Origin of the sequence: Psychrobacter sp. MES7-P7E, assembly GCF_002863645.1 — a bacterium.
Taxonomy (GTDB): domain Bacteria; phylum Pseudomonadota; class Gammaproteobacteria; order Pseudomonadales; family Moraxellaceae; genus Psychrobacter.
On record NZ_PJBU01000107.1, the window covers coordinates 13,236 to 26,863 of the forward strand.

The window sequence follows — 13,628 nt, forward strand, 5'->3', positions numbered from 1 at the left end:
TTACAGGTATTTTTCTCATGATCATTGCCTCAGGAGCTTTTGATTCTGATCCATACTATGATGAGGCATACTATGATGATACTGAGTCAAATGAGCTATATGATATTGGTGAGCCAGGAGAGTCACAGGCAGGGGCCGACGCTGAAGTGGCTGTAGCTGACGCTGAAGCAGATATGCAAGCGGCAGACACTAGTGTAATAGATGAACAGAACATTGAATGGGTAAATGAATTAGCTTTGATAGATGAACAATATCCTAACGATATGGAGCGTTTAGAGCGTTATCAGAGTCTGATAGATAACAATAACAATCCTTATGCGCCAATCTTGCTAGCAAATACAATTGTCAACGTTAAAAATCAATCTAGAAACGTCAGTATATTTGAAGAATGGCTCGATAATTTCAACTTTGATATAGAGTCACTCAATAGCCTTGATAGCTTAGCAAATAGCCAAAATATTAACGCAATGTTTTTATTAGGCACATATTATTATCAAGTGCAGCGTTATGAGCTTTCTAGGAATTGGCTTGAACGAGCAGCAAATCAAGGTCATGCAGGAGCAATGAATCAGCTAGCGTGGATATATAGAGAAGGGCTTGGTGTTAACGAGGATCTTGATTACGCGGTAGTGTGGCATCGTTACTCTGCTGAGGCTAATTATCCCCGTGCTATGACTAACTTAGCTTACCTTTATAGTATCGGTAAAGGCGTTGAAAAAGATTTAGAAACTTCGGCAAGATGGTATAAAAGAGCGGCTGAGTTAAATAGTGCTTCAGGAATTTATGCAGTAGCGGTCTACTACCTAAATGGCACAGGCGGTATGCCAAAAAATGAACAAGAAGGGGTTAGGTTGCTAATGGAGTCTGCAAAGCTTGGACACAAACGAGCCATGTATGCTATAGGCTTGCGCTATGAATATGGTAATGGGTTAGAACAAAATATTGACCAAGCTATGGATTGGTATAGTGAATCTGCAAAGCTTGGTGAGCCTGATGCCGTTGCCGCTATGAACCGCTTGAACTATTAAAATATCTAGGCGCTTAATAATGACGATGAATTACAGTTTATATTTATCGTCGTAACGATTTAGTGCACCTCTTAAGTATCCAGTATTGTAGATAGCTTAATGGCATTAGCCTACTTTGTAGTGAATATAGTTGATTAGGAATTAACCATTAATGAAATTTAATTTATTATTATATGTACCCGCACTGGTCGATAATCTCGATATAGAATACGGTGTCTTTATTCAGCATCATTTGATGGATGATGCTGACATTGAATTGAACTATTTTGATTTTAGTAGGATTAATTCAGAAAACTATGCGCTAGATATAGTCGATAAAAATGAAGTGACTAAAAAGGTAAGAAAAGATTGTCTAGTAGAAGGCTTCACGCTTAACAGTCATTATTCGATAAATTTGGATAAGGGTTTTAATAGAGGTATTAGCAAAGACGAAGTAAGACAGATTTTTATTTGCTTTAAAAGTAACTCAAAACAGCCGATAGATGCTTTTGTTCGTATGACCCATGATGGAGAAACTCATAATTATCATATCAAAGACAATTTAATATTTTTTAAACTTTGGGTCGCGCCAGAGATGGAAGATAGTTCTAATATCGCTTTAAATATCGGTAAAGTTAACTATTCAAGCTTTGAGTATTTTCGTGAAAATATAAAAGAAGAAGTAAATAAGCAGTGGCACTCGATGTTACTTAGGAAAAGAGATATCAGTAAAGAGGAGCTACTAAGGGCTAATAAAGATATTGATGTACAACCAGAGCCTGCTCTGGATCAATCTAACCCAGTTAAGCTTGAAAATATATTCGTACAGCCAGAGGACGTTCCTGATCATGTCAATATTACGTCAATACCAATGCAATCAACGATAACTTCGCAATACAATACAATATCAGCTAATACCAAGAAAGGAACAGATAGTTTTAAGATAATTGCTTATATTCTACTCATTTTGGGCGTGTTATCTATGTTAGGAAAAATATTTGGTGGTAATTAATTGACTTGATTAAGCTAAACACTATGACCTAAATTTGAAACAATGGGTTACAGGACGGAACCCATTGTTTGGAGATGATTTTTACCTACTGAAGTTAGTTTATTGGCGCTTTCTGTTAATAAAGATAGCAACGCTTAGGGCAATTAACAGGCTAATAAGAATAGAAAGTAAGGTTTTATTCTCTAATAAGTTAGACAAGCCGTAACTGGACTTTGTGTCAGATGGCTTTTGGGTTGTGCTTTGTGAGTTCGAATTGACGGCAGTTTTAGTTTCAGCATTAATTTTGGCCTGTACTTTGGCAGCCTCTCTTAGTTTAGAAGTACTGGCCATGAGTCGCTGATATATTTTTTTGCCCGCTTTACCATCGGCCTTAATACCGATATCTACTTGATATTTTTGAATCGTTTGGCGTGTTTTATCTCCAATAATGCCATCGACTTCACCTATATTATAGCCAAGTAAATTTAATGATTCTTGAACCTCGCGAGACTCTTTACGGCTCAAGCCCAGATCGTCAGTTGGCCACGCATTGGCAAAATTCACATCGGTATTTTTTTGTTCAATACGCTGTGATAAATGGGCAATCGCTAGCGCGTAATTTTCTGAGGCATTATAAGCATAAAATGCATCAAAATTACGGCCCACTAAAAATGCGGGCCCTTGTTTACCAGCGGGTAAAAATAAACCTACCGAAGATAAGGTATCAGGTAATGCGCTACCATCTGGCAGAGTAATGCCGATGTTTTTCCAATGTGATACTGATTTTTTATTTTTACGATTGTTTGAAAAGTTCGTATCTGAAGGTAAGCGGACCTCATAGCCCCAAGGTTGGTTACTTTGATAGCCACTACTTTTTAGGAAGTTAGCGGTTGAGGCTAGGGCATCGGCTTGGCTATTAACTAAGTCTCTACGATTGTCGCCATCAAAATCTTGTGCGAGCTGTAAAAAAGTAGAGGGCATAAACTGAGTTTGCCCAAACGCTCCTGCCCATGAACCTTTAAAGTCAGACTTAGTAATATCGCCTTGCTTTAATATTTTTAGAGCACTGACATATTCCCCGCGAAAATAACTTTGACGACGGCCAAAGCAAGATAAGGTCGCTAATGAGTTAATCACATCTTTTTTGCCTAAGGTCGTTCCAAAATCCGATTCTACTCCCCAAACGCCGAGCACATCATAGCGACTGACCCCATAGTGAGCTTCGATTTTTGCTAAGACAGCGGCATAATGCTCACTTGCAGCGATACCGTCAACAACGCGCTCTTTGTCCACTAAGCTGGCTAGGTAATCCCATGGCTCTTTAGAGAATTCTGGCTGATAATTTAGGGCTTCTAATACGCTAGAGTCTACTTCAGTAGGGCGATTCCGAGCAAAAATGTCTTTGACGCTTGCGAATACACCTTTTTGAGCCAAATTGTCTAAACAGGCTGTAAGTTGTTGATTATCAACAGCAGGTCTAATCGGGGTTATGCTGTTCGTGTTAGCTGCATAAGTGCTGCTGGTCACGGCTAGTAGGGATAGTGCTAGTGATAAGCGTGAGATGGTGGGTAAGGTATACAATGGCATTATTAATTACTCAGTAATAATAAACTAAAAAGCCATATATTAGCAGAAACCCAATTACTTTATTCAAAGAGCTTTTGATTTAAACATTATTTAGCTTTTGCAATTTTATGAGACTCTCAAAATATTGAATTTTAAGGATAACGATTGTGCCCATGGCAGAATTCCAGCTCAACTTTTTAAGACGTATTCAGTGGCTGCTTGCATCTAGCTCATATACCTCGACCTATAAATTTGCCTTATTGATGGCAATGGTTAATCTGTCTATAGAGTCTGGAATTAATGATGACAGTGAGCACAGTATTTCTTATGAGCAGTTAGCAGAGCAATTTATACAGCTTTACTGGATACAAGCATTACCATACTCAGATCAAAGTAGTAATTCTGTACTCAGACAAAGCAGTACAACAGGGCAGGCTAGTGTTATTAATAGCATTCTAGATTTGCAGCATAAAACTAAGACAACCAGTCTAGCTATAGCTCACACACAAAATATCAAACTATGGCAATCCACTATCAAAGATATTTCCTCGACTATCAAAAAGTACCCTGCAAGGTATCTGCAAAGTGCGGAGGACAAAGTTAGTCGTGAGTTCTTATATGTTTATGACTCAAAATCCAAGGTAATAACTTTAAAATCTGGTGTTGCATACTGTTTTACACGCTTTGGTAAAATAGTTAACAAGCTGTGTCAGCAATACTGGACAGAGTTCGTACGCAAGAACAGTCGTAATCAAATACATTTTAGTGATGATATTGATTTGCAGCAGTTCTTGTTTAATCAATCGCGCCAAAGTCTAAAAGTATTAATACCTATACTGATTGATACTCAGCAGGGACAGTGCTTCTATTGTCATAAACCCTTGAGAAACAATATCGAAGTTGATCACTTTATTCCTTGGTCGAAATATCCAATTGACACGATGAGCTATGCTGAATAAACCGTACAACTAAACTTGGTAAACTAAGCGTATTAACCGGAGTTTATCATGACCAAGAAAGTAAGAACCTACAGTGACGAATTTAAAGCCGAAGCTGTTAAAAAGATAGCAGACAACAACGGCAATATTTCAGCGACCGCAAAGCAGCTTGGCATCGCCATGCAGACCTTAACTAATTGGCACAGTAAAGCCAATCAAGGCAAACTTATCGGCACAGAACAATATGATCCTGAGCTTATGGCAGCTATTCAGGAAATAAAGCAGCTCAAGCGGCAACTTAAAGTGGCTGAAGAGGAGCGCGAGATATTAAAAAAGGCGACGGCGTACTTCGCGAAAAACAGCTAGTCAAGTACGCCTTTATCAAAGACAACCAGCAAGTCTTTAGCATTAGTAGCATGTGCCGCGTACTACAGGTTAAACCCTCAAGCTACTATGACTGGCTAGGTCGTCATATCAGCTGTCAGCAGGTACATCGTAATCAGTGCGAGTTATTGGTTAAAGCCGCGCACAGTGAAACCCTCGAACGCTACGGTTTTGAGCGTCTGCATGCGTATCTAAGCGGACAAGGACATAATATTAGTCTATACATGGTCAGAAGCATCAAAGAAGAATTTGGCATCAAATGCCGTCGTCATAAGCGCTTTAAAGTCACCACTGACTCTAATCATCACAAACTGGTCTATCCAAACGTGCTCGATCAGAAGTTTGACACCAGTCGCCCTAATGAGTCTTGGGTTAGCGATATTACTTATATCTGGACACATGAGGGCTGGCTGTACTTAGCAGGAGTGAAAGATTTATATACCAAAGAGTTGGTCGGTTACGCTATCAACAAACGCATGACTGCTGACTTAGTTTGCAAAGCACTAAATATGGCAATCAAAAACAAACGACCTAATAAAGGGTTAATTGTGCACTCAGACAGAGGTAGTCAATACTGTAGCCATGCGTATCATAAAATCATTAAACAGCACCAGTTTATAGGCTCAATGAGTGGCAAAGGTAATTGCTTTGATAACGCACCCATAGAAAGCTTCTGGGGTACATTAAAGAATGAGCTTGTATACCATCAGGACTATAAAACAAGGTTTACAGCGATCAGCGATAACACACAATATATCGAGCTCTACTACAATCAGACGAGAATTCAAAAGGGTTTAGGCTATAGATCGCCAAGGCAGATGTGGTTTGACTTTTATCATCAGGCTGCGTAATTAAAATCTCCCAAGTTTAACTGTACGGATTTGACGTCAGGGGCCATCAGCGCTGTTAGACAATAAGTTTAACCCGACTAAAACAACAGCTAAATCATCGCAACTACAGCAGTGTCAAGTCAAAACCAATTACCTGCATAGTAAACGTAATCGATTTATGTTTCCCAGTAATACCAGATTATTAACGGTATCTGATTATCAGTCGGTTTTTGGAAAAATATGGGAACTGATATTTGATCAAGAGCAGCGTACTAATCGGGTCGCTGCTATCTTGTTACTATCAATGATAACCGGTAGGTCAATTCAGACTGTGATCAAGGAGGTAGCCACTAACAAAAGTCAAAGACAGTTTTTGGTGGAAGAAGAGGGTGGTGTTACTGTGATTCGAAATAGTATTAATGTCACCGTCAATCGGCGCGATAAAGTAAAGCCGCTTACCAAAAGTCATAGTCATCATTTTAGTTTACCGCTGCCAGCACCCTTAGACGTTGTATTACAGTATAAATTTGAAGTGGAAACAACCGAGGTCAATCAACTCTTAAAAACGATTAAAGAATCTCTATCTTTATTATCAAATCAGCACATCGAATCAGCGCTAACATTCATTATTACTCATCATATCAGCGAACCATTGCACTCAGACATCGTTACAGGGGTCGAGGTGGAGCATTCATCACCGCTGTACTATACCAGTATAGAAACATCTTATTTGATTAGTACCTATCAAGCTGCAATTAAAATACTAAGCAATCAATTTTTTGAAAGCTTTAGGACTATTAACTACTGTAGAACCAATAAAACTAAAAAAGTCTCACATTTGCTAAACCCAGAAAACTATAAATTATGGCAAGCTAACAAATATCCTTATCTTGTGGACATGCCAATTGTCGCTAGCAATGTTAATAAAACCTTCATTGGTAGTGAAATGGCACTGACTGACAAGGTTTGTGGTCAGTTTTTCGCACTGCTTGCAGAACGTGTGCAAGGAGATAGGCAACAATTAGATCATGGTACAAACGACCTTAGAAGCGAATATATCAAGCAATTTAATGCTTATGGTTTATGGCTCTGGCACATCATTCAGATTCAAACAGGCATAAGACCTGTCAATGACGCACCTGGATTTTTAAATCAATTTAATTTTAGTCATGATATTTATTGGGTTTCAGATAAGTCCATACGGCAAGGCAAAGACCACGGCCGCCTTATTCCTATCAGTACTTTTTTGAAAACGGCGCTAAAAAACTACATCAGTTATATCAAACACTTTGCTAGTGTGCATAATCCTTTATATCCGGAATACAAGCTTGAAATCAACAAGATTTTGCAATCAAAAGTACCTTTTTTACAGATACTTAGCCTAAATCCAAAAAAGTTTATGCCTATCACGCCAAAACGCATCAGAAGAGCAGTGGATAAAGCTCTTCCTCATCAAGATAATTGGCTGCGACATCAGTTACGTTCGATGCTTACCAATGAAGTAGATGAAGTGTACGTTTGTGCCCTATTGGGTCATGAACATGCTGACCAAGAGATATTTCATCCGATGTCCTCATTATCAATCAATCAGTACAGAACAGAGCTCTTGCCTCAGTTAGATCGTGTGGCACAAAAACTCGATCTTAAGCAAGTGGAGATCAAGCGCTATGGCTAAATCATCAGAGTTATCGTCGCACGAGCAAAGAGCTGCTAATTTACAGCAGCAAAAAAAGGTATTAATCAGTAAAGCTGAAGAAATTGTCATTGAATATTTATATAAACATCACCCCTTTAATGAATCTGATATGGAAGAGCATTATTGTACTATCGATAATGAGCTATCAAACACTTTCAAGACATTCAATCAATACCGCTGTGCAAGAGTAGGGTTCTTACAAGCCGTCAGAACTTATAACAAAGGTAACAATTGCGCGCTAGATGAACCTGTTGTTCCTATTGTGGCCGAACGAGATAAACTCACCATTAGCTATGAGTGGTTTGTTGAAGGCTCAAAAATTTCAGAGACGTGGAAAGCCATGCAACTAACTTGGCAACGTAAGCTTAAGTTCAGTGCTAATGATTATGTCTCTTATTTTTTGTATAGTAGTATCATGTTCGGTGGTTTAAATGATATCGATGCATTAAGAGCGCTATATCAATGGCTGTTTAGCGAGCGAAAACTATATCTTGTGAATCTAAAAAAACAGTCTGAACCTCATCAGAAGTTAAATGCTAATAAAATCTTGCTCGTGATCCCTTTAGAGATCAGAGATGACAAATATGGTTGCAGAGTTGATGGCAACGATGATGCATTAACTCGCTATATATCTTATGTTCCTGATGACCTAAGTCTTATGTTTCTATACGCTTTAGGTGATACTGATATAAATAAGCGTAAAATACAGCAGTTTGAGACGATTATCAAAGGATTGAACAATACGTTTGAACTTACTTGCCGAGATCCAAAAAAAATCCATTTATCACATCTTATCAAATACGCTAATTTTCATTGGCGGCAGTGGCCTGGTAGTGCTATCGATGGCGCTGGCAGTCTAGTCATGCAAGGACAACTTAAAAGTACGTCACTACCTACTGAGCAATTACTTAATTATAACCAAGAAGTTATTCAAAGTACCCAACCAGCTATTACTTGGCAAAAGCTGTTTGTTCAAAGCACATCATCGAACGATACCTCTAGGCCCAGTAAAAGCTATCCCGCTTTTAGCAAGAATATAATTCAGCTCATTCAAGAGGGACTGAAAGGGACTCGAGCATCTGCTAAAGATACTATTAACAACGTGAAAAATGACTTTCCTCAGCCCAATGCCATACGTCTACTTGGTTGGGTGCTGTCTTTATTAGAAGGCAATCAAACCAATCTAAACTCCGTCAGTAAATATGTGGGTTGTATTGGGCGTGAATGGCTTATGTTGACCATGGATGAAGATTTAGAAGGATGGGGGACCAATGATTATGAAGAAATATATGAGCAAATCATTCTAAGTAAAGTTAAAGATGCACGTAAAAAAGATATTTTGCAGAAAGGCCCGATCGATGATCGAGATGATATTGAGCTTGATGATGACGATATAAAGAATGGTAAAGATAATGATTTAGTTGATCCAGTACCTAATCTAGTGCAGGTGCTAGACGAAAGTAACGACTCAAAAAATGAGGGTCAACAATCCACCAGCTTAGATGAGCTCAAAAACACCCAATCTTATACCTATGGGCGATTACGCACTTTTCATCAATATCAGATGGAGTATTTCGATGCTCCTGACGTGGTTTTTGCATGGGGAGAAAACAAGCAGGTCGTCAAAGCGAGTATGGTATCACCTCGAGTATATAATGCCATGCACAGCGCACTACAAGTATCTGAATTGAACAGTAGTCAAAAGCTGTTATGCCAGACGATATTGATTCTAGCGTATCGTACTGGCATGCGTATTAATGAGATTGCAGGTATAAAACTCAAGAACGTAAAAGGTATCTCGGATATTAGCGTTGTACTGACGCCAAACCCTTATCTACGTCTTAAAAGTAGTAGTGCTAAAAGAAGAGTATTATTAGCGGCGCTTTTAAAGAAAGATGAGTTAGAGGTAGTGACGTCGTTTATTGCTCAGCAACAAAGAATGGGGGTGTCCTATTTGTTTTCACAAGGCGTGAGTAAGCAGCCATTACCAACGTATTTTTTTAGCAATTTGATGAGAGTGCTATGGGATGGTGTGCTTGGGCAAGACAATCACAATTATACTTTTCATAGCTTCAGGCATACGGCAATCAGTCAGTTAGCGCTAGCTATCAATGATTCGGCATTAGCAGAGGTGATGACGGACTATACCCAACAGGAATGCCAGAACATCGCTGATAGTCTTGCAGGTTATCATCAAAATCAAGGTGCTTGGTTTGGGTTAGCGAGCTTCGTAGGTCATCTGACTTGTGACACAACTTTTGAACATTACATCCATACTGCACATCTATTAGCAGGGTCGCAGCTGAGCAACGCTAAAATTGAAATACCTTTTACCGTACTACATAATACAACTGGTATAGATTACCAGACAGTCAATTATCACGATAAAACTACCTATGATAAATCTACTAAGACAGTAGCGTTAAAAAAATTAAGGCCTTATTTTGCAAAAAAGCTAAAAGCACATCACAATCCTTTATTTACAGCACCCGATGTGAGCACCAAACTTATTCAGCGGAGTGCTGAAGGTGAGGGGATGCAGCACTCTGTTTTTATTGATGCAAGGTACGATGCTGTTATTAGTTTTCTAAGAGAGATAGATAGACTCAGACCTGAGCTGCGTGAAAAAGAGTTGGAAAATATAGCAATAAAACACGGTATTCATTTACTCAATGCACGAGAGTTATACAAAAACGCAAGTGGCTTAAATAATAACGACAAGCTCATCACTCAAGTTAAAGGTCAAACTGCTCAAGCCATTATTACCACGGCATTGGATAACGCTTATAACCTGTCCGTACAGAAACCTGATCAATTACGAGAGTTTGTCAGTATTTATAAGCAAAAGCACATTACCTCTAGATCTTACTTAAAATTTGGCATTAAAAAATCTCAACATGAGTTATTGGGTGACTTCTTGAAGATAGGGTGTCAAATTATTGCTCCTCACCATTGGCAACTGACTTCTAGTAGCGCAAAAGAGGTTAGAGATTTCAAGAAAAAGTATAAACTAGATAGCGCCATTAGGGTGGAAGCCAACCAAAATTGTGTAGGCTTTGAAGTTAGAATTGTCAGAAAAATGAAATCCAAATCTGAAAAACAAGCTACTTATGAGTCGTCCGGCGTCTTGAAATTTTTGGGTGAGATGTTAGTAATACTGCTTGAACAGGATAGTGAAGAATAAGTCTGATACAGCCAGCATTGTAAATTTAGATTGCCTAACTAAAATCTCCCAAGTTAATGTCTACGGATTTGACGGCATAGCTCATTGTTCTAACTGAACCGCCCCGACTATATCGGAGAGCGTTTTATTTGAGTCAGGCAACTTTGCCTGACTCATTAAGACTATCATAATATTGCTTTTCAAACTCAAAAGGTGATACATAACCAATCGTACTATGCATTATCATATGAATTACCCGCGTTCCAACAAAGGTAATAACGCCAGAATCAGCCATCTGATCAGTATAACGAATAGATAAATACTGAACGCCTCTATCACTACGATGAATAACGTCTTTTGGGTTGTTTCTGTCTGCAATGGCTTGATTTAACGCTGCCATCATCATATCGATGTTCATACGATTAGACACCTTCCAGCCAACAATACTACGGACAAACACATCTATAATAAACGCAGTATACTAATAAGGTGTTAAAAGGAGCTAAAAATGAAACTCGCAGAAGCCCTACTTATTCGTAGCGATATGCAAAAAAAACTTGCTCAAATTAAAGGACGTATTCGTAGTAATGCTAAAGTTCAAGAAGGCGATACGCCAAATGAAGATCCAAGTCATCTAATGATTGAGGCTAGTCAAGTCATTACTGAGCTATCTACTTTGATTGAACGTATTCACCGTACCAATGCAGTTGCTAAGACGGATAAAGATCAATCAATGCTGACGCTATTGGTTGAACGCGAGGCGTTGGAGATGCGCCACAAACTATTAATTGAAGCAATTGAAGCGACCGACACTGAGGCAGATCGTTATAGTCATCGTGAAATTAAATGGAATATTATGGTCTCAGTAGCTGGGTTACAAAAGCAAGCCGATGACCTGGCGATGAAACTACGCAAAATTAATATTGTCATTCAAGCCAATAACTGGCAAATTAACCTTGTTGAATAAGATTTGTAGACTACTAAATTTATAATTTTCTATTCTTATAGTCATAAATGAATAGAACCACCTATTGGAACCGATTGGGCGAGTGTCAGACCCCTTACCTACACAACAGGGGGTTGAAAACATACTGTAGTGTTTGTCATGCGTTGCGGGTAGACGCTTTTTTTACTACTTATGCCCCGAACACGTCACAGCTCACAAGGTACTACTTAGACCTTACTACCAGATACTGACAGTCGGTTTCAACTTTACGTTTAATGCCTCTTGATACGCCGATTATCAAGAGCGTCATCTACGAGTACTACGCATTTACCAAACTCAACACCCCGTGTTAAACCTCTCTAATCCACGACTCCATTCAAGTCCTCACTAGGGTACCGAACCAGTGAAATCGGTTTATCATAGGCATACTTACAATAGATTATAGGCGTAATAATAGTACGCTTGAAGTGGTTTTACTGCATTAGTCTATTTTAAACGGTCTATCAATGGGCTTAAAGGGTGATATAGCTGTTTCCACTCGGGTATACCCGAAATGAATCAGTAACTTAATGCCAGATTGAGAAGCTTTTCCTAAAAACTGTGTAACTACTTATAATCCAATAGCAGGAGAATAAGCAATGACTACTCAATCTGACATTAAAAAACTGGCTGAGCAAATGGCCAGCAGCATGAGCAGCTTAAAAGTTTGAGAAAAAGGTGTGTTATTTAAAGTCTTATCTACTACAGCTCCATAGCTATACTGGAAGTTATTTAACCTGCGCTGTTTCTAATAAACTGCCATCTTTATCGAATAAGCAGTCGACGATAATGAGCGGAGCCGCATACAAGAGCTTGAGCGAGAAGTCAGACAGCTTAAGATAGAGAAAGATATCCTAAATGAGGAGGGATTAAGCGAAGCACTGCTTCGCCCCGACGCAAGGGGAGAGCTATGTTCGAGTGGGCTTCAGCTCTGCTGGCATCGGACAACCTCAACGTCTATCGTTGATTAAAAAGCTGGCAGAGCAGGACAAAAGATTAAGTAAGAAGAAGCTGTGTGACTTGTTTGATGTGGTTAGAAGTAGTTACTACTATGGTATTAAGACTAAGCCTATTGATGTTGAGCGAGTCAAACTCCAGTCTTTAATACGCCAAATATTCAACGACTCAAAGCAATCAGCAGGGGCTCGGACTATAGTTGCCATTTTAGCTAACGAGTATGGCATTAAGCTAACGCGTTACTTAGCGACTAAGCTTATGGAGCGAATGGGTTTAGTCAGCTGCCAGCTCAAGACCCACAAATACAAACACGCTGACGAGGCGCATATAACCTATGACAACCTTTTAGACCGAAACTTTAACCCAGATGCGCCTAATCAAGTCTGGACAGGCGATGTGACCTACATCCGTATCAAAAGTGGCTGGTGCTACTTAGCGGTTGTTTTAGACTTGTTTGCTCGCCGTGTGGTTGGCTTTAGCGTATTCGATTCACCTAATAGCACCTTGACCGCATCAGCGCTAAAGATGGCGTATCAGACTCGCCTTAAACCAAGCGGTGTGCTGTTCCACTCTGACCAAGGCACGCATTACACCAGTAAAGAGTTCGTTGACGCGATAGCTGATTGCGACGGTATGGCACAAAGTATGAGCCGTCGTGGAAATTGTTGGGATAACGCGCCAACTGAACGCTTCTTTAGGAGCTTTAAAACCGAGTGGATGCCAAAGGGCGGTTACGAGGATATCGCTGAAGCATCGAGCGCCATTAGTGATTATATCTGGGGCTACTATCAAACCGTGAGACCGCATAGCTTCAACAATTATTTAACACCAGTAGAAACAGAAAAACGTTACTTTAATAAAAACCTCTTAGAAGGTGTCCTAAATTAGTTGACCACTATAGTTCAGGTTTTGCGAATGCAAGGTTTGAAACGGATATAGAGGAAGGGCTAGATGTGTTAGAGGAATATTATCCTGAACAAGAGCGAAGCTTTTTGGTAGAGCAACAAGCTTCGCATGAAGGGGTTGTGCAGGATATTCAGCAGGGATTGCAGCAGAGTATCAGAGCTGTGAATTGAGCACAGTTGAATTATCTAGTCAGCTTGGTAAGTCA

General features: G+C 39.4%; 9 protein-coding genes and 2 pseudogenes. 9 read left to right on the plus strand and 2 right to left on the minus strand.

Features of this window, described 5'->3' with window-relative positions; translation table 11 throughout:
• Positions 1 to 17: 17 nt before the first annotated feature.
• Together CXF62_RS10045 and CXF62_RS10050 are read left to right on the plus strand one after the other, a co-directional pair.
• The gene (locus CXF62_RS10045) at positions 18 to 1,028 is read left to right on the plus strand and encodes a tetratricopeptide repeat protein (protein WP_185156641.1); all 1,011 of its coding nucleotides are present in this window, start codon (positions 18 to 20) and stop codon (positions 1,026 to 1,028) included.
• A 151-nt stretch (positions 1,029 to 1,179) separates the two neighbouring features.
• A complete protein-coding gene (locus tag CXF62_RS10050) occupies positions 1,180 to 2,019 on the plus strand; it encodes a hypothetical protein (RefSeq protein WP_102094226.1) in 840 nt (279 codons plus the stop codon).
• Between the two features lie 99 nt (positions 2,020 to 2,118).
• Here CXF62_RS10050 and CXF62_RS10055 read toward each other — a convergent pair whose 3' ends face one another.
• Positions 2,119 to 3,585, minus strand: coding sequence for a lytic murein transglycosylase (locus CXF62_RS10055; RefSeq protein WP_102094228.1), 1,467 nt, complete (start codon positions 3,583 to 3,585; stop codon positions 2,119 to 2,121).
• Positions 3,586 to 3,737: 152 nt separating this feature from the next.
• Here CXF62_RS10055 and CXF62_RS10060 point away from each other — a divergent pair, with 152 nt between their 5' ends.
• The 4 genes from CXF62_RS10060 to CXF62_RS10075 all read left to right on the plus strand — a co-directional run bounded on the left by CXF62_RS10060 (position 3,738) and on the right by CXF62_RS10075 (position 10,596).
• Complete coding sequence (locus CXF62_RS10060; protein ID WP_185156642.1) at positions 3,738 to 4,523, plus strand: HNH endonuclease; 786 nt, start codon at positions 3,738 to 3,740, stop codon at positions 4,521 to 4,523.
• A 48-nt stretch (positions 4,524 to 4,571) separates the two neighbouring features.
• Positions 4,572 to 5,737, plus strand: a protein-coding gene (locus CXF62_RS10065) for an IS3 family transposase (RefSeq protein ID WP_102094229.1) whose coding sequence is annotated in 2 segments (ribosomal slippage) — positions 4,572 to 4,830 and positions 4,830 to 5,737 — 1,167 coding nt in all. Because the reading frame shifts where the segments join, the coding sequence is not laid out codon by codon here.
• Between the two features lie 157 nt (positions 5,738 to 5,894).
• Positions 5,895 to 7,391, plus strand: a complete 1,497-nt coding sequence (locus tag CXF62_RS10070; protein ID WP_102094231.1) for a site-specific integrase — start codon at positions 5,895 to 5,897, stop codon at positions 7,389 to 7,391.
• On the plus strand, positions 7,384 to 10,596 hold the full coding sequence (locus CXF62_RS10075) for a tyrosine-type recombinase/integrase (RefSeq protein ID WP_102094232.1): 3,213 nt from the start codon (positions 7,384 to 7,386) through the stop codon (positions 10,594 to 10,596). Before CXF62_RS10070 ends, CXF62_RS10075 begins: the two co-directional genes overlap by 8 nt.
• Positions 10,597 to 10,872: 276 nt before the next feature.
• Here the strand turns inward: CXF62_RS10075 and CXF62_RS15010 are convergent.
• Positions 10,873 to 11,056: pseudogene (locus CXF62_RS15010) on the minus strand (DDE-type integrase/transposase/recombinase); the annotation flags it as partial.
• Positions 11,057 to 11,083: 27 nt separating this feature from the next.
• Here CXF62_RS15010 and CXF62_RS10085 point away from each other — a divergent pair.
• The 3 genes and pseudogenes from CXF62_RS10085 to CXF62_RS14930 all read left to right on the plus strand — a co-directional run.
• Positions 11,084 to 11,542 (plus strand): DIP1984 family protein, encoded by a 459-nt coding sequence (locus CXF62_RS10085; RefSeq protein ID WP_025651570.1) that lies wholly within the window; start codon positions 11,084 to 11,086, stop codon positions 11,540 to 11,542.
• Positions 11,543 to 12,478: 936 nt separating this feature from the next.
• On the plus strand, positions 12,479 to 13,405 hold the full coding sequence (locus CXF62_RS10090; protein ID WP_102094235.1) for an IS3 family transposase: 927 nt from the start codon (positions 12,479 to 12,481) through the stop codon (positions 13,403 to 13,405).
• Positions 13,405 to 13,593, plus strand: a pseudogene (locus CXF62_RS14930) (hydrolase or metal-binding protein); the annotation flags it as partial. The gene CXF62_RS10090 and the pseudogene CXF62_RS14930, both read left to right, overlap by 1 nt.
• Between the last annotated feature and the right edge of the window lie 35 nt (positions 13,594 to 13,628).

Excerpts from the sequence above, each read along its gene's own strand:
- CXF62_RS10045 (WP_185156641.1), top strand. The coding sequence starts at position 18 with ATGATCATTGCCTCAGGAGCTTTTGATTCTGATCCATACTATGATGAG.
- CXF62_RS10050 (WP_102094226.1), top strand. The coding sequence starts at position 1,180 with ATGAAATTTAATTTATTATTATATGTACCCGCACTGGTCGATAATCTC.
- CXF62_RS10055 (WP_102094228.1), bottom strand. The coding sequence starts at position 3,585 with ATGCCATTGTATACCTTACCCACCATCTCACGCTTATCACTAGCACTA.
- CXF62_RS10060 (WP_185156642.1), top strand. The coding sequence starts at position 3,738 with ATGGCAGAATTCCAGCTCAACTTTTTAAGACGTATTCAGTGGCTGCTT.
- CXF62_RS10070 (WP_102094231.1), top strand. The coding sequence starts at position 5,895 with ATGTTTCCCAGTAATACCAGATTATTAACGGTATCTGATTATCAGTCG.
- CXF62_RS10075 (WP_102094232.1), top strand. The coding sequence starts at position 7,384 with ATGGCTAAATCATCAGAGTTATCGTCGCACGAGCAAAGAGCTGCTAAT.
- CXF62_RS10085 (WP_025651570.1), top strand. The coding sequence starts at position 11,084 with ATGAAACTCGCAGAAGCCCTACTTATTCGTAGCGATATGCAAAAAAAA.